Source organism: Cellulomonas taurus (genome assembly GCF_012931845.1).
GTDB classification, from domain to species: domain Bacteria; phylum Actinomycetota; class Actinomycetes; order Actinomycetales; family Cellulomonadaceae; genus Cellulomonas; species Cellulomonas taurus.
The window spans coordinates 2,618,843-2,640,171 of the sequence record NZ_CP051884.1 but is presented as its reverse complement, the minus strand read 5'-3'; the positions used below and the strand labels follow the sequence as shown (position 1 = coordinate 2,640,171).

The window sequence follows — 21,329 nt, the reverse complement described above, 5'->3', positions numbered from 1 at the left end:
ACCCGCCGCCGCGGCGGCGACCCGCTAGGCGAGCGTCGCCCTGAGCGCCTCGATCAGCCCGGGGACCGCGTCCGGACCCTGACCGACGGCCTGGTCGGCGTCCAGTGCCCGCTGCCGGATCGCGCACCAGGACGACCCGTCCCGCAGCACCCCGACGGCCAGCCGCACGTCCTGCCGGTCCGGGTGGGACATCAGTGCCGCCACCGCCTCCTCCGGGTCGTCCGGCAACGCGTCCTCGGCCTCCGGCGGCAGCACCACCCGTTCCACGGTCACCGCCGCGCCGTCCACGGTCTCCGGCCAGGCGATCGCACCGAGCAGCCCCTCCAGGTCCTCGGAGGCGGGCAACCCCTCCTGCTCCACCGAGGTCAGATGCCCGGGGTCCGCCTGGGCGGCGGCCAGCACCTCCGGCGGCAGCTGCTGCGCCAGCGCCGGTTCGGCCTCCAGGGCGCTCGCGGTGCGGACCAGGGCGAACACCCGGACCGGGCCGTCCCACCCGCCGGTGGCGACGTGGCGTTCGATCTCCACCACTGCCTGGGCGAGCGGGGTGGCGGTGGGGTCGGTCGGAGCGGGGGTCTCAGTCACGGGCAGCATCCTCGCACCGCTGACCGTCAGCTGTGGGAACCTGTGGATCGCCTGGCACGTTGACCCGTGCAGGGCGCCATGCGCCTGACCAGTTCGCCGACGACGAGGAACCACCGTGGCCTTCGCCAACCCGTCCGCATCTCGACCGCAGGGGCCCAGACCCCCACGGCCCGCCGGAGGTGGCGCCCGACGCCGCCGCAACCCGCTGGTGATCACCGCCCTGGTGCTCCTGGTGATCGTGTTCGCCGTCGTGCTGATGGCCCAGTTCTGGACCGAGGTCATGTGGTTCGACCAGCTCGGTTTCGCCACCGTGCTGTGGACCGAGTGGGGCACCCGGGCGGTGCTGTTCGCCCTCGGGTTCCTGGTGATGGCGGCGGCGATCTTCACCTCGGTGACCATCGCGTACCGCAGTCGGCCGATCTACGCCCCGTCCAACCGGGAGCAGGTCAGCCTCGACCAGTACCGGGAGGCGATCGAGCCGCTGCGCAAGGTGGTGGTCGTCGTCGGCCCCGCCGTGGTCGGTCTGTTCGCCGGTGTGGCGGCCTCGCAGCAGTGGAGCACCGTCCAGCTCTGGCTGAACAGCACCCCGGTCGGCACCAAGGACCCGCAGTACGGCATCGACCTGGGCTTCTACCTGTTCCAGCTGCCCGGCATCCGGTTCGTCGTCTCCTACGTGATGGCGACCGTGATCCTGGCCGGGATCGCCGGTCTGGTCACGCACTACCTGTACGGCGGACTGCGGATCGGCCCGTCCAACGGCACCCCGCGCACCACCAAGGCCGCCCGGGTGCAGCTGTCGGTCACCGCGGCGATCCTGATGCTGGTCATCGCCGGGAACTACTGGCTGGACCAGTACTCGGTGCTCACCAGCCAGGGCGACCGGTTCGAGGGCGCGTCCTACACCGACGTCAACGCCGTCATCCCGTCCAAGCAGATCCTCGCCGCGATCGCCGTCCTGGTCGCGCTGATGTTCATCTTCACCGCGGTCCGTGGCACCTGGCGGATCCCGGCGCTGGGCATCGGCGTGATGGTGGTCGGTGCGGTCGCCATCGGCGGCATCTACCCGGCCGTGGTGCAGCGGTTCCAGGTCAACCCGAACCAGCAGGAGTCCGAGGCGCCGTACATCCAGCGCAACATCGACGCCACGCTGGCGGCGTACAACCTGGAGGACGTCGAGACCCAGTCCTATGACGCCAAGACCGACGCCACACCCGGCGCCCTGCGCGAGGACGCGGACACCACCGCGTCCATCCGGCTGCTCGACCCGCAGGAGGTCTCCCCGTCCTTCCGCCAGCTGGAGCAGATCCGCGGGTTCTACTCCTTCGCCGACACCCTGTCGGTCGACCGTTACGAGATCGGCGGCGAGAGCCGGGACACCGTGATCGCGGTGCGTGAGATCGACCTGGACGGCCTGGACGCCAACCGGCGGAACTGGAACTCCGACGCCACGATCTACACCCACGGCTACGGCGTGGTCGCCGCCTACGGCAACGTGACCTCCCGCACCGGCGCCCCCGACTTCTGGGAGGCCGGCATCCCGTCCACCGGTGAGCTCGGCGACTACGAGCCGCGGATCTACTTCGGGCAGAACTCCCCGGACTACTCGATCGTCGGCGCGCCGGAAGGCACCGACGGCTGGGAGTTCGACTACCCGAGCGACGACGCCGAGAACGGCGCGGTCACCACCAGCTTCCCGACCGACAAGGTCTCGGCCGGGCCCAAGATCGACAACCTCTGGAACAAGCTCCTCTACTCGATCAAGTTCGGTTCCGAGCAGATCCTGTTCTCCGACCGGGTGACCAGCGAGTCCCAGATCCTCTACGACCGGGACCCGGTCGAGCGAGTGCAGAAGGTCGCGCCGTACCTGACCCTCGACGGTCGGGTGTACCCGGCCGTGGTCGACGGTCGCGTGGTGTGGATGGTCGACGGGTACACCACCTCCGACCAGTACCCCTACGCCGCCCGGCAGTCGCTGGAGGACGCCACCACCGACTCCCTGACCCAGACGTCGTCCACCGTGCAGGCCCTGGAGCCGCGCACCGTGAACTACATCCGGAACTCGGTCAAGGCCACGGTCGACGCCTACGACGGCAGCGTCACGCTGTACGCCTGGGACACCGAGGACCCGGTGCTCAAGACCTGGGCCAAGGTCTTCGACAACACCCTGACCCCGGCCTCCGAGATCAGCTCCGACCTGATGAGCCACATCCGGTACCCGGAGGACCTGTTCAAGGTGCAGCGCACCCTGCTCGGCCAGTACCACGTCACCGACCCGAACACCTTCTTCACCGGGTCCGACTTCTGGCGCACGCCGAACGACCCGACCGCCGGTGAGCAGGCAGGGGTGGCCCAGCCGCCGTACTACCTGACCCTGCAGATGCCCGGTCAGGACGAGGCGAGCTTCTCCCTGATGAGCACCTACATCCCGACCGGCAGCAGTGCCCGGGACGTGCTGACCGGCTACGTGGCGGTCGATGCCGAGGCCGGATCGGAGGCGGGCAACCCGGCCGACACCTATGGCCAGATCAGGTTGCTCGAGCTGCCCCGTGACTCGACGATCCCCGGTCCGAACCAGATGAACAACAACTTCAGCTCGACCCCCGCGGTCTCCAACGAGCTGAACATCCTGGAACGCGGTGGGTCCTCGGTGATCCGCGGCAACCTGCTCACCCTGCCGGTCGGTGGCGGGCTGCTGTACGTGCAGCCGGTCTACGTCCAGGCGTCCAGCGGCACCCAGGTCCCGCTGCTGCAGCGCGTCCTGGTCGCCTTCGGTGACCAGATCGGCTTCGCCAGCACCCTGGACGAGGCGCTCGACCAGGTGTTCGGCGGCGACTCCGGCACCCAGGCCGGTGACGCCGGGAACGAGATCGTCGATCCCGACACCGGGGATGGCGGCGACACCGGCGACTCCTCGGCCGGAGGGACGCCGGATCCGGACGCCACCGCCGCGCCGTCGCCGGACCCTACCGCCGCGCCGAGCGGCGACGCCACCAGCCGTCGCACCGACGCGCTGAACCGCGCCGAGCAGGCCCTCACCGACGGGCAGGAGGCGTTGGCCAACAACGACTTCGCCGCCTACGGCGAGGCGCAGGCCCGGTTGCAGCAGGCCCTGGAGGACGCGATCGCCGCGGACTCCGAGTCCTCCGGCGGCTGATCACGCACGGCTGACGATGCCCGGTCCCTCCGCGTGAGGGGCCGGGCATCGTGGTGTGAGGCAGCGCACGCCGGGCCGATTTGGCCTGGGAGACGGACTCGCGTAGTGTTCTATTCACCGACGCGGGGTGGAGCAGCTCGGTAGCTCGCTGGGCTCATAACCCAGAGGTCGCAGGTTCAAATCCTGCCCCCGCTACAAGAAGACGAAGGCCCGGACCTGATGGTCCGGGCCTTCGTCGTTGGTGTGCTGCTTCGGTGACGCGCGGACCGACGACGCCTCCCTTCCCCGGGCGGGCCCGATGCTTCGACGGGCGACCTGCGGCCCGACCCCCTAGCGTGAGCCGTGAGGCATTCGTGCCTCCTGCATCGCACCGGCGGAAGAAGCCCGTCGGCGCAACCCGGCAGTGCTGGGCGGCGCCTGACCGGGCTGCGCCGCGCTGTCGCATCCCCGCAGCGGACCGTGCAGCACAGGTCGTTCCGCACCTGTGTCTGGCGTCGGGTCGCTCCGGGACTCAGTCGCGAGCGAATGAGGTCGACACGATGACAACGCAGGAGACGGGTGGGGCGGCAGCTGCCGCGTCCACGGCGAAGGACGAAGCTGCCGGGCTGGCGCAGTCGGCGGCCGAGAGCGGCCAGGATCTGTTGCACGAGGCCAAGGACCAGGGTGGTCAGGTCGCCGGCGAGGTGAAGGATCAGGCGCGGGACCTGCTGGGCCAGGCGCGCAGCGGAGTCCGGGAGCAGGCCTCGGAGCAGCAGACCCGGGCGGCTGCCAGTCTCCGGTCGCTCGGCGACGAGCTGGACCGGATGGCCGCGGGGTCGGAGCACGGTGGGCTGGGCACCGATCTGGTGCGGCAGGCCGGGGAGCAGACCGCCGCGGTGGCGACCTGGCTGGAGGACCGCGAGCCGGGGGACGTGCTGCACGAGGTGACCGACTTCGCGCGGCGTCGGCCGGGGGTGTTCATCGCGCTGGCCCTGGGCGCCGGGGTGGCCGCCGGGCGGTTGACCCGGGGGTTGAAGGACGCACCGTCGTCGTCGGGCACCGCCCGGTCGGGTGGCGGTGGGTCGGGTGTCGGCGACGTCGGATCCGGTGCGGCGGGTCTCAGCGGGAGCGGGTCGGGGGCCATCACCGAGCCGACTCCGGCGCAGCCAGGTCCGGGCCTGGGGGGCGACCTGGGCGCGGCGTCGGACGGGACGGACACCGGAGTCCCCGCCCCGGAGCCCGCGACCGCGGAGACCGCCGGCTACGGGTTCGGCGGCGAGCCGGGCGGGACGCACCCGAGCACGTCGCCCGGTGCCGATCTGGACGGGACGCGGGCGGAGGAGGACGCGTGGGCCGCCAGCGGTGGGGCGACCGGCGACACAGCGTCGCTGGACCCGCTGACCGGTGAGGTGCGGGAGGACCGGCCGTGACCGGGCCGATCGATCCGCGTGCGGCCGGTGGGACGTCGCCGGGCGATCCGAGCGTGGCGGCGGACCCGCGGGTCACGGCTGGGCCGGGCGTGAGCAGTGGGCCCGGGGCGGACACGGGGCCGAGCTGCGGGGCAGGTCCGAGCGGCGGTGACGACGGGGCCGGTGAGCACGGGGCTGGCGAACGCGGGCCCGGCGAACACGGTGCCGGGTCGAAGGACGGGGAACGGCCGTCGCTGGGTGACCTGATCGGTGCGGTGACCCAGGATCTGTCGCTGCTGGTCCGGCAGGAGGTCGACCTGGCCAAGGCCGAGCTGACCCAGTCCGCGAAGCGGGCCGGCACCGGCGGCGGGATGCTCGCGGGCGCCGGGGTGGCCGGGTGGTTCGTGCTGCTGTTCCTGAGCGTCGCGCTGTGGTGGGGGCTGCCGATCGGCAAGGCGTGGTCGGCGCTGATCGTCGCGGTGATCTGGGCCGTCGTGGCCGGGATCCTCGCTCTCCGGGGCCGCGGTGAGCTGCGCCGGGTGAAGGGTGCCCCGCGCACCGCCGAGACCGTGAAGAAGATTCCGAACGCCCTGAAGGGCGACGGGGAGGCGAACCATGAGTGAGAACCCGGACGAGATCCGTCGCCAGATCGAGCAGACCCGTGCCGACCTGTCGGCGAATGTGGATGCCGTCGGTGACACCTTGGACCCGCGCCAGATGGCGCACCGTCAGGCGGACAAGGTGCGGGGCCGGCTCGGCGCCGTGCGGGATCGGGTGATGGGCACCGTGCAGGACGTGGGTGACTCGGTCGGGTCGGCGGCGCACAGTGTCGGCGACGCCGCCGGGTCGGCGGCGCAGAGCGTCAAGGGGTCGCCGAGCACCCTGCAGGAGAAGGCGACCGGCAGCCCGTTGGCGGTCGGACTGATCGCCTTCGGCGTCGGCTGGCTCGCTTCGTCGCTGGTCCCGGCCACCCGGCAGGAGCAGCGGGCGGCGCAGGCGGTGAAGGAGCAGGCCCAGGCGCTCGCACCGGAGGTCAAGGACGCGGCTCAGCAGGTCGCCGACGACCTGCGCGAACCGGCGCAGCAGGCGGTCGCGGCGGTCAAGGACCGGGCGGCCGAGGCGGCATCGGACCTCAAGGAGCAGGGCGGTCAGGCGGCGAGCGAGCTGAAGGACCAGGCCCAGGACTCCGCGCAGGAGGTGCGGCAGGCTCCCCAGTCCTGAGACGGCACCTCGGGGGGACGCCCCATCACGGCGTCCCCCCGAGGTGGTTCGGGCGGGTCAGACCCGGGAGCCGTCGGCCGACACCGCCGACACCGCCGACACCGCGGACACCGCCGACCCTGCTGCGGCCCGCGGCAACCCGAGCCGCCCGCGGGTGGCGATCCCGATCGCGGTGGCGGCGACCACCGCCCCGGTCGCCATCGCGATCAGCGGCAGCTCCCCGTCCAGGCTCGGGAACACCTCGGCCCACAGCACCGAGGCGAAGGTGTTCGCGCTGACATGCATCAGCATCGACAGCGGGAGGCTCTGCCCGGTCCGGTTGAATACCCAGGACATGACGATGTTGAACGCGATGCAGAACGCCATGAACACCACCGGGCGGGTCCAGGACGCGTCGGGGTAGCCACCCCACTCGGTGAGGAACAGCGGGAAGTGCCACAGCCCCCACAGCGGGCCGAGGATGAAGGCGGCCTGGGCCGGGGAGAACCGGTCCTGGAGCCGGGGCAGGGCGAAGTCGCGCCAGCCGGGCTCCTCGGCGAGGCCGGTGGTGAGCAGCTGGAAGAGCAGCATCGGGACGTAGGCGATCAGCGCGGCCGACGACGGCGCGGCGATCCGCCCACCGGAGAACGCCAGACCGGTCAGCAGCATCGCCGCGGGGACGCTGAGCAGGGTGATGGCGTACCAGCGCGGGGCCACCCGCCACTTCCACAGTCGTCGCGCCCAGGCCCGCAGACCGTCGGGGCCGTCGACCAGCGCGGTGACCAGGAACGCGGCGGTGATCGGGCCGAGGTATGCGCCGGGCAGCATGCCGGTGATCTGGCTGGTGCCGAGCACCTCGGGGAACCGGAAACTCCACACGCCCGTGCCGTTCTGGGACAGGACGTAGGGCAGCCAGGCGACCCAGCTGAGCAGGTTCGCCAGCGTGAAGAAGGCGATCAACGGGTGCGCCCGCACGGCGGCCCGGACACCGGGTCGCCGTGCGGGCGGGTGGGTGAGAGTGGCTGAAGTGGTCATAGGCGACCACGCTAGGAACGGGCGGTGCGGCCGCTCCAGACGCGAACGGTGGCAGCTGGTCGATGCATCCGAAGGATGGAAGACGGCCTCAGAGCGAGGGGTCGAGCACCACCTTGATGCAGCCGTCCTCCTTGTGCTGGAAGGTCCGGTAGGCATCGGCCGCCCGTTCCAGCGGTAGCCGGTGCGTGCGCAGGTCGAGCACGCCGAGCGGGTCGGACTCGTCCTGGACCAGCGGCAGCAGGTCGTCGATCCAGTGCCGCACATTGGCCTGCCCCATCCGGAGCGTGACCTGCTTGTCGAAGAGCTGCATCATCGGCAGCGGGTCCTTGGCGCCGCCGTAGACCCCGGAGATCGACACCGTGCCACCCCGGCGGACGGCGTCGATCCCGGTCAGCAGCGCCGCCAACCGGTCGGTGCCGGCGCGCTCGGTCGCGGCGGCGGCCAGCGGATCCGGCAGCCGGCCGACCACCTTCATGGCGGCCTCCGCGATCGGGGAGCCGTGCGCCTCCATCCCGACCGCGTCGATCACCGCATCGGCACCCCGGCCGTCGGTGAGGTCCCGGATCGCCGACCCGACGTCGCCCTGGCCGAGGTGCGCGGTGTCGAGGACCTCGACCCCGTGCCGGGCCGCCATCGCCAGCCGCTCCGGCACCAGGTCCACCCCGATCACGCGCCCGGCACCGCGGTGCCGGGCGATCCTGGCCGCCATCTGGCCGATCGGTCCGAGCCCGAGCACCACGACGGTGCCGCCCGACGGGACCGCGGCGTACTCCACCGCCTGCCAGGCGGTCGGCAGCACGTCGGAGAGATAGAGGTAGCGCTCGTCCGGGGTGCCGTCGTCGGGGATCACCACCGGGCCGTACTGTGCCTGCGGCACCCGCAGGTACTGGGCCTGACCACCCGGGACACTGCCGTACAGCCGGGTGTAGCCGAAGAGCGCGGCACCCTTGCCCTCGGCACGTACCTGGGTGGTCTCGCACTGGGACTGCAGACCGCGGCGACACATGAAGCAGGTCCCGCAGGCGATGCCGAACGGGATCACCACCCTGTCGCCGACCTTCAGATCGCCGGTGGACGACCCCACCTCCTCGACCACGCCCATCGCCTCGTGGCCCAGGATGTCCCCGGCGTCGAGGTACATGCCCAGCACCCCGTACAGGTGCAGGTCGGAGCCGCAGATCGCGGTGGAGGTGACCCGGATGATCGCGTCGGTCGGGTCCTGGATGGTCGGGTCCGGGACGGTCTCGACGCTGACGTTCTCCAGTCCCTGCCAGGTCAGTGCGCGCATGGTGTGCCTCTCCGTCGAGCTCGGTGCGGTCCTGCGACGCTAGGTGCGTTCCGGAGGGTCGGCCACTCGGTGCGGGTCAGTCCTGGACGATCGCGAAGGCGTCGATCTCGACCAGCATCTCCTCCCGCGGCAGCCCGACCATGACGGTGGTGCGGCTGGGCAGCACGCCGCCGGGGCAGTGCTCGCCGACGAAGGCCCCGTAGGCGTCGTTCATCGCGGCGAAGTCGTCCCGGGTGGTGAGGTAGACCCGGAGCATCACGACGTCGTCGAAGGTCGCGCCCGCCGCCTCCACGATGGCGCGGACGTTCTCCAGGGTGCGGGTGGTCTGCGCCGCCACGTCGCCGGGGAACAGGTACTCACCGGTGGCGGGGTCGACCGGGCCCTGGCCGGACACCTGCACGAACGGACCGGTGCGCACACCCTGGTGGAAGGTGTGGGCTGGCGCTGGGGCGTGCGGGGTGGACACGGCGGACTTCGGGCTCATCGGGTCTCTCCTTCGGGTGGGCGGTGCTCACGAGCAGTGTGCAGGACCGGAGTCGGCGGAGGTGGACGGGTCCCCGTCCGGCGCGCTGCACTGAGTGCATGTTGCTCCGCGGTGGCCTGGTGGTGGACGGCACCGGCGATCCGCCGCGCACCGCCGACGTGCTGGTCGAGGGCCGCCGCATCCTCGCCGTCGGCACCCACCTGGACCCCGGCCGTCACCGGGTGATCGACGCCGACGGTCTGGTGGTGGCACCCGGCTTCATCGACATGCACGCGCACTCCGACCTCGCGGTGCTGACCGACGGATCGCACCTGGCCAAGACCCTGCAGGGCGTCACCACCGAGGTGCTCGGCCAGGACGGGCTGTCCTACGCGCCGACCACCGGCGCCACGATGGCGATGATCCGGGAGCAGATCGCCGGGTGGAACGGCGTCCCCGACCTCGACCTCACCTGGCGCAGCGTCGCCGAGTACCTGGCCGAGGTGGACCGCCGGGGGAGTGCCACCAACGTCGCCTACCTGCTGCCTCAGGGCACCATCCGGATGAACGTGGTGGGCACCGCCGACCGCCCGGCCACCGCCGCCGAGCTCGCCGCGATGGCCGCCCAGGTCGACCGGGGGATGGCCGAGGGGGCGTTCGGGATGTCCTCCGGGCTGACCTATGTGCCGGGGATGTTCGCCGACACCGCCGAGCTGGTCGCGCTCTGTCGGGTGGTGGCCCGGCACGGCGGGTTCTACGCCCCGCACCAGCGGTCCTACGGGGCGGGCGCGCTGGCCGCCTATGCGGAGATGATCGAGGTGGCCCGCCGATCGTCGGTCGCCCTGCACCTGACCCACGCCACGATGAACTTCCCGGAGAACCGGGGTCGGGCGGGCGCGTTGCTCGATCTGGTGGACGGCGCGCTGGCCGACGGGGTGGACATCACGCTGGACAGCTACCCCTACCTGCCGGGAGCGACCACGCTGTCCGCGCTGCTGCCGAGTTGGGTCGCCACCGGCGGTCCGGCCGCCACCGTGCGAGCGCTGCGCGACCCCACGGTGCGCGAGCGGGTGCTGCACGACGTCGAGGTGGTCGGCAGCGACGGGTGCCACGGCGTCCCGGTCGACTGGGACACGATCGAGATCGCCGGGGTGCGCGATCCCGCGCTCGCCGACCGGGTGGGCAGCACCGTCGCCGCCCTCGCCCGGGGCAGCGGCACCCCGCCGGGGGAGGTGTTCCTCGACCTGCTGATCGCCGACCGGCTGGGCACCGGCATCCTGCAGCACGTCGGTGACGAGGCGAATGTGCGAGCCGTCATGCGCCATCCCCGGCACACCGGTGGCAGCGACGGCATCCTGGTCGGCGCCAAACCGCACCCCCGGGGCGCCGGGACCTTCGCCCGGTACCTCGGGCACTACGTGCGCGACCAGGGAGTGCTCGGCCTGGCCGAGGCGGTCCGGCACCTGTCCGGCACCCCGGCGGCACGGCTGGGGCTGCACGACCGGAGCCGGGTGGCGGCGGGGTACGTCGCCGACCTGGTGCTGTTCGACCCGACGACGGTGGCCGACCGGGCGACCTTCGCGGAGCCGCGGCTGCCGCCGACGGGCATCCCCTGGGTGCTCATCGGTGGCGTGCCGGTGGTCGAGGAGGGCGAGCGGACACCGGTGCGGGCGGGCCGGGCGCTGCGGCACCTTCACCCTGGTGCTCGCGCGGGTGCGGAGTCAGACTGACCCCTCACGCACCGAAGGGGGTGAGCAGTGCCGACCGACCGCACGCTGGCACGCACCCTCGCGGCGCACGAACGCTTCCTGACCACGGGCACCGTCGCCGACGTCCGGCCGCTGGTCGCCGAGTCGTGGCGGCGCAGTCTGAGCGGCGGGGTGGATCCCGAACGCCCCACGCCGCCGGTCGCCCTGACCGAGGTCGAACTGCACGCCCATCGGGAGCAGCACCCCCTGCGGCACGCGCTGCCGGTGGTGCGCGGACTGCTGCTGGACGCCGCGGTCAGCGAGGAGTTCCTGGTGGCGCTGACCGACGCGGACGGTCGCCTGCTCTGGATCGCCGGGGACGCCCGGGTGCGCCGGGCGGTGGAGGGGGTCGGATTCGTCGAGGGGGCCGCCTGGGACGAACGCCACGCCGGGACCAACGCTCCGGGCACCGCATTGGCCACCGGCGGGACCGTCCAGGTGCGAGCCGCCGAGCACTTCAGCCGGGCCGTGCAGCCGTGGAGCTGCACCGCCGCCGTGCTGCGCGATCCGGCCGGCCAGGTGCTGGGCGCCCTGGACGTCACCGGGCGGGACGGCGCCGCGTCCCTGCTGATGCTCTCCCTGGTCCGGGCCACCGCGACCGCCGTCGAGTCCGAGCTGCGGGCCCGGGACGCCCTGCACCATCCGGCGGTGCCGGCAGCGGCCGGCCTGGAGGTGCTGCGCCCGGACTCCGGTGTGCTGCACGGCCCCGGACCCGGCGCCCGGGCGCTGTCCCTGCGGCACGCCGAACTCCTGCTGCTGCTGGCCGAGCACCCGCGCGGCCTGCACGCGGACGAACTCGCCGTGCTGCTGCACCCGGACGCGATGTCCGACGTGGCGGTGCGTGCCGAGGTGTCCCGGCTGCGCCGCGTGGTCGGGCCGGTGCTCGCCCAGTCGCGGCCCTACCGTCTCGCCGGGGAACTGGTCACCGACGTGGCGACGGTGCGCGCCTCGCTGGCCGCCGGGGACGTCAGGTCGGCGCTGGACCAGTACCCCGGGCCGGTGCTGCCCCGGTCGCGGGCACCCGGGGTGGACCGGGTACGCGAATCGGTGGCGACCGACGTGCGGGCGGCGGTGCTGCACGCCGCCGACCCGGTGCTGCTGGAACGGTGGCTGGACCGGGACGAGGGCGTCGACGACTGGACCGCCTGGGAACAGCTGGCCCGGCTGAGCGCCCCCGGCTCGGTCTCCCGCGCCCGGGCCACCGGTCGGCTGGAGCTGCTGCGGCGACGGTTCGGGTTGGGGCGACCGGTCTGACCGGCGGTGCAACGCGGTTGCAACCCTGCCCGGCCTAGCGTCGCGGACACGGTGCATCGCAACGGCGCGGTGCCCGCTGATCCTGCACGGAGGCATGCAGATGACCGTCTACGCAGCGCCGGGACAGCCCGGCAGCCCCGCGACCTACCGCGAGCGCTACGACCACTGGATCGGCGGCGAGTACGTCGCCCCGGCCGCCGGTCGCTACTTCGAGAACCCGTCCCCGGTCACCGGACGCACCTTCACCGAGGTCGCCCGGGGCGATGCCGACGACATCGAGCGCGCCCTGGACGCCGCACACGGTGCCGCCCGCACCTGGGGCAGGACCACCGCCACCGATCGCGCGGTGATCCTGAACAAGATCGCCGACCGGATGGAGCAGAACCTGGAACTGCTCGCGGTCGCCGAGACCTGGGAGAACGGCAAGCCGGTGCGGGAGACCCTGGCCGCCGACCTGCCGCTGGCGGTGGACCACTTCCGGTACTTCGCCGGGGCGGTCCGGGCGCAGGAGGGGTCGATCTCGGAGATCGACGAGGACACCATCGCCTACCACTTCCACGAGCCGCTGGGTGTGGTCGGGCAGATCATCCCGTGGAACTTCCCGATCCTGATGGCGGTGTGGAAGCTCGCACCGGCGCTCGCGGCCGGGAACACCGTGGTGCTCAAGCCCGCAGAGCAGACGCCGACGTCGATCCTGGTCCTGATGGAGCTGATCGCCGACCTGCTGCCGCCGGGGGTGGTGAACGTGGTGAACGGCTTCGGCGTCGAGGCGGGCAAGCCCCTCGCGTCCAGTCCGCGGATCCGGAAGATCGCCTTCACCGGCGAGACCACCACCGGGCGGCTGATCATGCAGTACGCCAGCCAGAACATCATCCCGGTCACGCTGGAACTCGGCGGCAAGAGCCCGAACATCTTCTTCGAGGACGTGGCCCGCGCCCGCGACGACTTCTACGACAAGGCGCTCGAGGGCTTCACCATGTTCGCGCTCAACCAGGGCGAGGTGTGCACCTGCCCGTCGCGCGCCCTCATCCAGGAGTCGATCTACGACGGCTTCCTCACCGACGCCATCGCCCGCACCGAGGCCGTCAAGCAGGGCAACCCGCTGGACACCGACACGATGATCGGTGCGCAGGCCTCCAACGATCAGCTGGAGAAGATCCTGTCCTACATCGACATCGGCAAGGCCGAGGGTGCCAAGGTCCTCACCGGTGGGCACCGCGCCGAGCTGGAGGGCGACCTGGCGGGCGGCTACTACGTGACGCCGACCATCTTCGAGGGCAAGAACTCGATGCGGATCTTCCAGGAGGAGATCTTCGGCCCGGTGGTCGCGGTCACCTCGTTCGTCGACTACGCGGACGCGATCCACACCGCCAACGACACCCTCTACGGCCTGGGCGCGGGGGTGTGGTCCCGGGAGGGCGCGATCGCCTACCGCGCCGGGCGCGACATCGAGGCGGGCCGGGTGTGGACCAACTGCTACCACGCGTACCCGGCGGCGGCGGCCTTCGGCGGCTACAAGGGCTCCGGCGTCGGGCGGGAGAACCACAAGATGATGCTCGACCACTACCAGCAGACCAAGAACCTGCTGGTCTCCTACTCCGCGCAGAAGCTCGGCTTCTTCTGACCGGCGTCCCGTGGGCCTCGGGCGACCGGGGCCCACGGGGGAGGGAGACACCATGAGCAGGGTCGATCACACCCCCGCCGCCGCCGACATGCTCCGGCGACTGCACGACCAGCACGGCGACCTGATGTTCCACCAGTCCGGCGGCTGCTGCGACGGCTCCTCGCCGATGTGCTACCCGGCGGGCGAGTTCCTGACCGGCGACGCGGACGTGCTCCTCGGTGAGCTGCGGGTCGACGAGGGATTCACCGTCCCGGTGTGGATGAGCCGCAGCCAGTTCGGGTACTGGCGGCACACCCACCTGACCATCGACCTGGTGCCGGGTCGCGGCGCGGGATTCTCGCTGGAGGCACCCGAGGGGGTGCGGTTCCTGATCCGGTCGCGGTTGCTGACGGACGCGGAGTGGGCGGCGGAGGAGAGGTCGGCGGCCGGGTAGGGCCCGACCGCCAGCCGATCAGACGCCCGTCGCCGCCAGCACGATCCGGTGGTGCGGCAGCGTCACCGGTCCGGCGTCGTCGGTCAGCTCGGGGTGGGTGACCGGCGACCACCGGGTGTCCCGCACCATCGCCGCCAGCAGCGGTGCCATCGTGTCGACCACCACGTCCCGCCCGGGGCAGATCACCGGTCCGGCACTGAACGACAGGTCCACGTCCTGGTCGCGGTGCAGGTAGGCGCTGATCAGCGCGACCCCGGTGCCCTCGGGCAGGTCGGTGCCGCCCCAGCGGGTCGGTGCGGTGGCGTCGCGCAGGATGACCAGGGTGGTGGGCCACCGGTGCAGCGCGTCGCGGATCGCGTCCATCGCCGCCTGCTGCCGGTGCGCGGGCTGGGTGGCTGCCTCCCGTCGGACGGTGTCCTGGCGGTCGGGTCGGGCGGCGAGCACGGCCAGCGCGCGCCACAGCGTGATCCGGGCGGCGTCGTAGGCGAACAACCAGTGCGGCACCTGGGTGGCGGCGAGGGCCGGCGAGCCGCCGTGCAGGAGTCCGGCTCCGGCCAGGCTGTCCGCCGGTGCCGCGCGCAGGTGGTCGAGCAGGCTGCGGGTGAACCGGGCACGTCGGCGCCGGTCGGCGGGCCGCAGGAACGCCAGGTTGGCCCGGGAGCGCAGCCGGTCGAGGTCGTCGGTGAGGGCGGCGTCGGATCGCCCGCCGGGGCCGAGCACCAGTTCCCGGACGGTGGCCCACAGCGCCGCATCGATCTGGTCCCAGCGCAGGGTGCCCTGGCGCCGGGCCCGGTCGGCGAGTTCGGCCCCGTCCCGGGTGACCACCTCGATCAGGCGACCGGCGGCCTGATGCAACGCGCCGGGTTGCAGCGCCGCCTCGTTCCACTCCCGCAGCGCGGGACGGTCGTCGGTATCGGAGATCAGCACCGCCCGGGGCTGGAAGTGCCGCAGCGCCGCGCGTTTCTCCGCCGATGCCGGCGTGAACGGCGCTGGGCTGTCGGCCAGCACGGCGCGGGCGTCGTCCGCGTGCAACGGGAGCAGCATCCGCCGCGGCCCGACCCGGACCAGCAGCGGTCGCCGGTCGTAGCGCTCGGCCAGGTCCGCCAGCAGCCGCACCGCCCCGGCCTCCCAGCCCAGGCGCTGCGCCGCGGTCACCATCGGAGCGCGCCGCACGATCGGCCCCTGCACGATCAGTGGCGCGAGCACGCGGGCGGTCAGCACCGCCGATGCCCGCGCCGACAGGCGGACCGGGGGACGGGGCGAGACGGTGACGGACGTGGGCATGGGGCTCCCTGGTGCGGTGGACGACGACCCCCGGCCCCTCTAGCGTCGGGGGTGAGTGAAGCGCCGGTTCCCAGCAGTGGGCGCGGCCTTCGGACGGGCAGGAATCCACGATGACGGACGAGACGACGACGCGCACCACGACCACCACCACCACCGGTTGCCACTTCACCATCGAGGTGGAGCAGGAGCGCTGGTGGTGGAACGAGGAGTGCTTCCAGCTGTTCGGCTTCGAGCCGGGCGAGATCGCCCCGACCACCGGACTGGTGCGGGCACACACCGAGGTCGCCGATCGGGCGAAGTGGCGCGACGCGTTGGAGTTCTGGGAACACAGCGAGAGCACCTGGGCGTCGGTGATCGGCCTGGTGGACGCCGGCCGTCGGCACTTCGAGGCGCTGGTGGTCGGTTCGGTGATCGACCGGCCCGGCGGGCTGGTGCACGGCTACCTGGTGGACATGTCGGCCCCGATCCGGGAGCGCGCCGCCGCGGAGGCGTCGCGGCAGATCCAGCAGGCGGCGGCCAGCCACGCCACCATCGAGCAGGCCAAGGGCATCCTGGCCGCGATGACCGGCAAGTCGGTGGAGGACAGCTTCCTGCTGATGCGCCGCACGTCCATGGATCGCAACATCCCGGTCCGGTTGCTGGCGGCCGGGGTGGTCGAGGCCGCCGCCCGGGGTGAGCTGGCGGCCCTCGGGCTGGACTCCCCGCTGCTGGGCGGTGACGGACGGCCGATCGAGCCGGAGGTCGCCCGGGTCCAGGACCGGGTGGTGCTCGACATCGAACCGCCGATGGGTCCGGGCGCGCGCCGCCGCGGTCGGCCGTACGAGGTTCCCTCGCTGGTCTGAGCGAGAGTCGACCGCGCCGGGCCTGCATCCCACCGGCCCGGCGCGGCCCGTCCTCATGCCCGACCGTGCGGGCGGATCACCGAGCGCAGGCAGCCGTCGTCCTTGTGCTGGAACAGGCGGTACGCCTCGGCGCCCTGTTCCAGACCCAGCTCGTGCGTGACCATCCGCTCGGTGTCCAACTCCCCGCGGGCCATCAGGTCCAGCAGGGTCGGGACGTAGCGCTGGCCGTGCACCTGGGCGCTGCGCAGGGTCAGCCCCTTGTTCATCAGCGCGCCGAGCGGGAACCGGTTGGCCCAGGCGGCGAACACCCCGAGGATCACCACCGTGCCGCCCTTGCGGCAGTGGTAGATCGCCTCGCGGACGCCGGTGGCCCGTTCGGTCTGGATCCGCAGCGCCTGGCCGGCCCGATCCATCGCCGCCTGCACCCCGGTGTCGGCGGCGGCCTCCATGCCCACCGCCTCGATCGCGATGTCCGGTCCACGTCCGGCGGTGAGCTCCAGCAGACCCTCGCCGATCTCGCGCGGGTGCAGGGTGGTCACGCCCAACCAGTCCTCGGCGAACCGTCGGCGGTCCTGGCGGGGTTCGATCATCACCACCTGCGCAGCACCCCGGATCTGCGCCGACCGGGCGGCCATCAGGCCCACCCCGCCCGCGCCCCAGACCGCCACCGTGTCACCCGGGCCGACCTCGCCCAGATCGGCACCCATCCACCCGGTCGCCGCCGCATCCGAGGCGAACAGCGCCCGCAGCTCGGGCACCTCCACCGGGATCGGGAACGCGCCGACGTCCACGTAGGGCACCCGGATGTACTCGGCGTGCGAACCGCCGTAGCCGCCCATCGCATGCGAGTAGCCGAAGCAGCCGCCGGGGGCGAATCCCCACAGTGCCTCGGTGATGCCGGGATTGGGATTGCCGTTGTCGCAGAGCGAGAAGTTGCCCTGCCGACACTGCCAGCAGGTGCCGCAGGCGACGAAGGAGCTGACCACCACCCGCTCGCCGACCCGGCGGTCCCGGACCTCGGAGCCCACCTCGACGATCTCGCCGACGAACTCGTGCCCCAGCACGTCCCCGTGTCGCATGAACGGCACGTACCCGGCCAGCAGGTGCAGGTCCGAGCCGCAGGTCACGGTCGCGGTGACCTTGACGATCGCGTCCGTCGGGTTGATCAGTCGGGGATCCGGCACCGTCTCGGTGGCCAGATCGTTCACACCGTTCCAGACCAGCGCTCTCACAGTCGTCCCCTCCGTCCGGAGCTCGCGATCGCCAGGTCGAGCAGCCGGCCGCCCGGGGTCCGCGGCCGACCACTGGTGTCGTCCGGGGGCAGCGGGTGCCCGGTCTCCAAAACCTGCTTCAGGAGCCGCAGTTCCTGACGACTCTCCGGATGACCGGAGGTCAGCCGCAACTCCGTGCCCCGTCCGCCCGGCGCGGGGGACCGATGACAGGCGGCCAGTAGCGCTGCCTGTTCCGGCGGCAGCGTGGCGGCTCGTTCGGTCAGTTCGTCCTCGGACCACACGACGGTGACCGCGAGCGGGAGGTCGGCGTCGGGCCGCGACGTCGGCAGTCCGGCCCGCAGCCGTGCGCCCACCACGGCGGCGGCGGACAGCACCGCCACCGTGGTGACCAGCGATCGGGTACGCACGCTCACTCCTTGTGGAAGGCGTCCTGGACCTTGCCGGCCACCTTCTCGATCGGGTTCGGGATCGGGGTCGTCCCGTACAGCCGGGAGTCGGGGACGGTGGGCGGCGGTGCCGGGACGCCCTCCGGCGGCTCGGCGACGTAGCTGAACTCGCCCTTGCCGTCCGGAGTCGGACCGGAGGCCCAGCTGCCCTGATCGGCCTGGGTGCCGTCGGAGAAGTTGATGTACTGGTACGACACCTCGCGCGCCTCGTCCGACAGCGGGAAGTTCGACGGCACCGGCAGCCCCTCCAGCCCCTCCTCCTGCAGTTCGCGGGCGGCGGCGATCCACTGGTTCTGGTGCATGGTGTCCCGGGCCAGCAGGAAGCTGAGCATGTCCCGCACACCCGGGTCGTCGGTCATGTGGTAGAGCCGGGCCACCTGGAGTCGGCCCTGCATCTCCGCATTGGCGTTCGCCGTGAAGTCGGCCAGCAGGTTGCCGCTGGCGGTGACGTACCCGGCGCTCCACGGGTTGCCGTTGGAGTCCACCGGACGGGCGCCCGCCCCGGCGACGATGGCGTGCTGCGGGTCGGTGCCGCCGATGATCGCCGCGACGGTCGGGTCGTTCTGGACCGCGCCCTCCACGATGCCGATCGGCGCCTTCTCCAGCAGCTGCGCGATCATCGTGGCCAGCATCTCCACGTGACCGAACTCCTCGGCGCCGATGCCGTAGAGCAGGTCCCGGTACTTGCCGGGCAGGTGGGTGTTCCAGGACTGGAAGCCGTACTGCATGGCCACCGTGATCTCGCCGTACTGCCCGCCGAGCACCTCTTGCAGCTTGCGGGCGTAGACGGCGTCCGGCTTCTCCGGAGTGGCCTTGAACTGGAGTTCTTGACGATGGAAGAACATCGCGCCCCTGTCGGGGAGGGGTCGCCCAGGGAGTGCGGCGACCCGGCCGCACGCGCCTAGGCCCGACGCGTTTCACCCAGTCTGGGTCGGGTCGGGCCCAGGCGCATGTCGGGCGCGGTCAGTCGGCGATGAACGCCAGGAGATCCGCGTCGAAGGCCTCGCGGTAGGCGCCGTACACCCCGTGCGGGGCGCCCGGGTAGACCTTCAGGGTGCCGTCCCGGACCAGCTCGATCGACTTGAGTGCCGCGTCGTGGATCGGCACGATCTGGTCGTCGTCGCCGTGGGCGATCAGGATCGGCACGTCGAGTGCCCGGAGGTCCTCGGTGAAGTCGGTCTCGGAGAACGCACGCACGCACTCGTAGGCGTTGTGCAGCCCCGCCTGCATCCCGAGGCGCCAGAACTGCTCCCGGGCACCCTCGGACACCTGGGCGCCGTCCCGGTTCGCGCCGTAGAACGGGAAGGCGAGGTCGCGGTAGAACTGCGAGGCGTCGGCGAGCACCCCGGCACGGATGTCGTCGAAGGCGGACAGCGGCGTGCCCTCCGGGTTGGCCTCGGACCGGACCATCACCGGCGGGACGGCCCCGGCGGTGACCACCTTGCGCACCCGGCCCTTCCCGTGCCGGGCGGCGTAGCGCACCGCCTCGCCGCCGCCGGTGGAATGGCCGACCACCACCAGGTCGTGCAGGTCGAGGTGGTCGACCAGCTCGGCGAGGTCGCTGGCGTAGGTGTCCATGTCGTTGCCGGCGAAGGGCTGGTCGGAGCGGCCGTGGCCTCGACGGTCGTGGGCGATGGCCCGGTACCCGTGGTCGGCGAGCAGCTTGAGCTCGACGTCCCAGGCATCACCGGACAGCGGCCATCCGTGGCTGAGCACGACCGGGCGGCCGGAGCCCCAGTCGCGGTAGAAGAGCTGCGTTCCGTCCGACGTGGTGAAGTGCGGCATGGCGGAGCCTCCCTGGTGGGCGAGTGGGCGAATGCACCCGGATCGGACGCTAGGGCCTGATCGCCCGGCCCACCAGGGGTCGGCTCCGCCGGGCTCAGCCCTCGGCGAGGATGCCGTCGATCTGCCCGAGTGCGGCCGTCATGCCCTCGACCATCCCCATCTCGACCAGCTGGCGCATCTGCGCGGCATCGGCGAACCGGGACACCATCGTCATCCGGCTGCCGTCGGCGATCGGCTCGATGGTGATGGAGGTACGGCTGTCCGGCATCTGCGGGTCCGGGCTGCCGTCCTCGTTCGCGAAGCCGTCGATGAAGCTCAGCGATGCGGGGGCGTCCACGGTGATGAACTCCCACCACCCCGGGGCCTTCTCGCCGTCCGGGCCGGTCATCGCGTAAGCGGCTCGACCGCCGGGACGCAGGTCGAGCTCGGTGAACGTGGCCGGCCAGGTCGGCGGCCCCCACCACCGCTCCAGCTGGCGGGGATCGGACCAGAGCTGCCAGACCCGCTCCGGCGCGGCGTGCAGCTCGGTGACGACGGTCAGGCTCAGGGCGTCGGTGTCGGGGGTGGCGCTGACGACGGTCATGGTGATCCCCTTCGGTCGGTGGGCTCCCATTCCGCCACACCTGCCGGAGCCGCCACAATGGCGGGATGTACATCGTGGCGATGATCCCGGCAGCGCTCGCGGCGCTCCTGCATGTCTACATCTTCGTGCTGGAATCGGTGCTCTGGACCGGCCCGCGGGCCCGCCGGGTCTTCGGCACCACCGAGCAGGAGGCGCTCGCCACCCGCTCGATGGCGCTGAACCAGGGGTTCTACAACCTGTTCCTGGCGATCATCACCGTGGTCGGCGTGGTCTTCCTCGGGGCAGGATCCTCCGATGTGGGCGCGGCGCTGGTGCTGGCCGGGACCGGGTCGATGCTGGCAGCGGCCGTGGTGCTCGCGGTGACGTCCCCGGACAAGCGTCGGGCCGCCGCCACCCAGGGGCTGTTCCCGTTGCTGGCGGTGATCGCCGTGCTGGTGGCGATCACCGGCTGAGTCAGGCCGGCATCGACCACACGGCGGGCAGCTGACCGGCCCGCCAGGCGGCGATCACCGCCGCCTCGTGCGGCACCAGGGGCTCGGGCAGGGCGTCCAGGTCGAACCACTGCATCCGCGCCGCCTTGTCCGGCTCCCGCAGCGTCGCCTCGCCGGTGAAGGCACGGGTCAGGAAGAACACGTCGGCGCGCTGCTCGACCTGCGGCCCCGACCGCTCGAACCGGTGCAGCGTGGTCAGCGGCACCAGATCGGCCGGGTCGACCGCGATGCCCGCCTCCTCGCGCGCCTCGCGGACCGCCGCCTCGTGCACCGACTCGCCCGGGTCGACGTGTCCGGCCAGCGTCGCCCAGTGCCCGTCGCGGTAGCCGGTCCCGGACCGGAGCTGGAGCAGCACCCGATCGCCGTCCAGCACCAGCAGGTAGGAGGCCGCGACCAGCAGACTGCGGCCGTCGATGTGGTCGTCATGCGCGTAGTGCTCGGTCACCCGGCGAGTATGGCAGGGGCCTCACTGTGACCAACATCACAGTGACCCGGGG

General features: G+C 72.3%; 21 protein-coding genes and 1 tRNA gene. 11 read left to right on the top strand and 11 right to left on the bottom strand.

What is annotated here, in order from left to right; all coding sequences use genetic code 11:
- Nucleotides 1-24: 24 nt before the first annotated feature.
- On the bottom strand, nucleotides 25-591 hold the full coding sequence (locus HGK68_RS12230) for a PPA1309 family protein (protein WP_169166211.1): 567 nt from the start codon (nucleotides 589-591) through the stop codon (nucleotides 25-27).
- 106 nt (nucleotides 592-697) lie between these two features.
- Between HGK68_RS12230 and HGK68_RS12225 the strand changes: the two genes are divergently transcribed.
- The 5 genes from HGK68_RS12225 to HGK68_RS12205 all read left to right on the top strand — a co-directional run bounded on the left by HGK68_RS12225 (nucleotide 698) and on the right by HGK68_RS12205 (nucleotide 6,345).
- The gene (locus tag HGK68_RS12225) at nucleotides 698-3,736 is read left to right on the top strand and encodes a UPF0182 family membrane protein (RefSeq protein WP_169166210.1); all 3,039 of its coding nucleotides are present in this window, start codon (nucleotides 698-700) and stop codon (nucleotides 3,734-3,736) included.
- Between the two features lie 121 nt (nucleotides 3,737-3,857).
- Nucleotides 3,858-3,931 (top strand) — tRNA-Met (locus HGK68_RS12220).
- 344 nt (nucleotides 3,932-4,275) lie between these two features.
- Complete coding sequence (locus HGK68_RS12215) at nucleotides 4,276-5,145, top strand: hypothetical protein (protein ID WP_169166209.1); 870 nt, start codon at nucleotides 4,276-4,278, stop codon at nucleotides 5,143-5,145.
- Between the two features lie 254 nt (nucleotides 5,146-5,399).
- Nucleotides 5,400-5,747, top strand: a complete 348-nt coding sequence (locus tag HGK68_RS12210) for a phage holin family protein (protein WP_343036882.1) — start codon at nucleotides 5,400-5,402, stop codon at nucleotides 5,745-5,747.
- Nucleotides 5,740-6,345 carry a DUF3618 domain-containing protein gene (locus HGK68_RS12205; protein ID WP_169166208.1) on the top strand — a complete coding sequence of 202 codons (606 nt, stop codon included), beginning with the start codon at nucleotides 5,740-5,742 and terminating at the stop codon, nucleotides 6,343-6,345. The genes HGK68_RS12210 and HGK68_RS12205 overlap by 8 nt, the downstream gene beginning before the upstream one ends.
- Nucleotides 6,346-6,402: 57 nt before the next feature.
- Here the strand turns inward: HGK68_RS12205 and HGK68_RS12200 are convergent, their stop codons facing one another.
- The 3 genes from HGK68_RS12200 to HGK68_RS12190 all read right to left on the bottom strand — a co-directional run bounded on the left by HGK68_RS12200 (nucleotide 6,403) and on the right by HGK68_RS12190 (nucleotide 9,131).
- Complete coding sequence (locus HGK68_RS12200) at nucleotides 6,403-7,359, bottom strand: type II CAAX endopeptidase family protein (protein ID WP_169166207.1); 957 nt, start codon at nucleotides 7,357-7,359, stop codon at nucleotides 6,403-6,405.
- Nucleotides 7,360-7,447: 88 nt separating this feature from the next.
- Nucleotides 7,448-8,647 (bottom strand): zinc-dependent alcohol dehydrogenase, encoded by a 1,200-nt coding sequence (locus HGK68_RS12195; RefSeq protein ID WP_169166206.1) that lies wholly within the window; start codon nucleotides 8,645-8,647, stop codon nucleotides 7,448-7,450.
- Between the two features lie 76 nt (nucleotides 8,648-8,723).
- Nucleotides 8,724-9,131, bottom strand: a complete 408-nt coding sequence (locus HGK68_RS12190; RefSeq protein ID WP_169166205.1) for a RidA family protein — start codon at nucleotides 9,129-9,131, stop codon at nucleotides 8,724-8,726.
- A 98-nt stretch (nucleotides 9,132-9,229) separates the two neighbouring features.
- On the opposite strand from HGK68_RS12190, the gene HGK68_RS12185 reads away from it, so the two are divergent.
- From HGK68_RS12185 to HGK68_RS12170, 4 genes are all read left to right on the top strand, one after another.
- Entirely contained in the window at nucleotides 9,230-10,840 is a 1,611-nt protein-coding gene (locus HGK68_RS12185) for an N-acyl-D-amino-acid deacylase family protein (RefSeq protein WP_169166204.1), read from the top strand.
- 27 nt (nucleotides 10,841-10,867) lie between these two features.
- Nucleotides 10,868-12,112: a GAF domain-containing protein gene (locus tag HGK68_RS12180; protein ID WP_169166203.1), complete on the top strand. Its 1,245-nt coding sequence runs from the start codon at nucleotides 10,868-10,870 to the stop codon at nucleotides 12,110-12,112.
- 100 nt (nucleotides 12,113-12,212) lie between these two features.
- Nucleotides 12,213-13,736, top strand: coding sequence for an aldehyde dehydrogenase (gene adh, locus HGK68_RS12175; RefSeq protein WP_169166202.1), 1,524 nt, complete (start codon nucleotides 12,213-12,215; stop codon nucleotides 13,734-13,736).
- A 52-nt stretch (nucleotides 13,737-13,788) separates the two neighbouring features.
- Nucleotides 13,789-14,169, top strand: coding sequence for a DUF779 domain-containing protein (locus tag HGK68_RS12170; protein WP_169166201.1), 381 nt, complete (start codon nucleotides 13,789-13,791; stop codon nucleotides 14,167-14,169).
- A gap of 18 nt (nucleotides 14,170-14,187) precedes the next feature.
- Here the strand turns inward: HGK68_RS12170 and HGK68_RS12165 are convergent, their stop codons facing one another.
- The gene (locus tag HGK68_RS12165) at nucleotides 14,188-15,453 is read right to left on the bottom strand and encodes a cytochrome P450 family protein (RefSeq protein WP_169166200.1); all 1,266 of its coding nucleotides are present in this window, start codon (nucleotides 15,451-15,453) and stop codon (nucleotides 14,188-14,190) included.
- A gap of 110 nt (nucleotides 15,454-15,563) precedes the next feature.
- Here HGK68_RS12165 and HGK68_RS12160 point away from each other — a divergent pair, with 110 nt between their 5' ends.
- The gene (locus HGK68_RS12160) at nucleotides 15,564-16,295 is read left to right on the top strand and encodes a GAF and ANTAR domain-containing protein (protein ID WP_169166199.1); all 732 of its coding nucleotides are present in this window, start codon (nucleotides 15,564-15,566) and stop codon (nucleotides 16,293-16,295) included.
- Between the two features lie 53 nt (nucleotides 16,296-16,348).
- On the opposite strand, the gene HGK68_RS12155 is transcribed toward HGK68_RS12160, so the two are convergent.
- From HGK68_RS12155 to HGK68_RS12135, 5 genes are all read right to left on the bottom strand, one after another.
- Complete coding sequence (locus tag HGK68_RS12155; RefSeq protein ID WP_169166198.1) at nucleotides 16,349-17,527, bottom strand: zinc-dependent alcohol dehydrogenase; 1,179 nt, start codon at nucleotides 17,525-17,527, stop codon at nucleotides 16,349-16,351.
- Nucleotides 17,524-17,934 carry a hypothetical protein gene (locus HGK68_RS12150; RefSeq protein ID WP_169166197.1) on the bottom strand — a complete coding sequence of 137 codons (411 nt, stop codon included), beginning with the start codon at nucleotides 17,932-17,934 and terminating at the stop codon, nucleotides 17,524-17,526. The genes HGK68_RS12155 and HGK68_RS12150 overlap by 4 nt, the downstream gene beginning before the upstream one ends.
- A gap of 2 nt (nucleotides 17,935-17,936) precedes the next feature.
- Entirely contained in the window at nucleotides 17,937-18,818 is an 882-nt protein-coding gene (locus HGK68_RS12145; RefSeq protein WP_169166196.1) for a manganese catalase, read from the bottom strand.
- A gap of 118 nt (nucleotides 18,819-18,936) precedes the next feature.
- Nucleotides 18,937-19,758, bottom strand: a complete 822-nt coding sequence (locus tag HGK68_RS12140) for an alpha/beta fold hydrolase (RefSeq protein ID WP_169166195.1) — start codon at nucleotides 19,756-19,758, stop codon at nucleotides 18,937-18,939.
- 94 nt (nucleotides 19,759-19,852) lie between these two features.
- Complete coding sequence (locus HGK68_RS12135) at nucleotides 19,853-20,341, bottom strand: SRPBCC family protein (RefSeq protein WP_169166194.1); 489 nt, start codon at nucleotides 20,339-20,341, stop codon at nucleotides 19,853-19,855.
- 65 nt (nucleotides 20,342-20,406) lie between these two features.
- Between HGK68_RS12135 and HGK68_RS12130 the strand changes: the two genes are divergently transcribed.
- Entirely contained in the window at nucleotides 20,407-20,793 is a 387-nt protein-coding gene (locus HGK68_RS12130; RefSeq protein ID WP_169166193.1) for a DUF1304 domain-containing protein, read from the top strand.
- Nucleotide 20,794: 1 nt separating this feature from the next.
- Here the strand turns inward: HGK68_RS12130 and HGK68_RS12125 are convergent, their stop codons facing one another.
- Nucleotides 20,795-21,277: an NUDIX hydrolase gene (locus HGK68_RS12125; protein ID WP_169166192.1), complete on the bottom strand. Its 483-nt coding sequence runs from the start codon at nucleotides 21,275-21,277 to the stop codon at nucleotides 20,795-20,797.
- Between the last annotated feature and the right edge of the window lie 52 nt (nucleotides 21,278-21,329).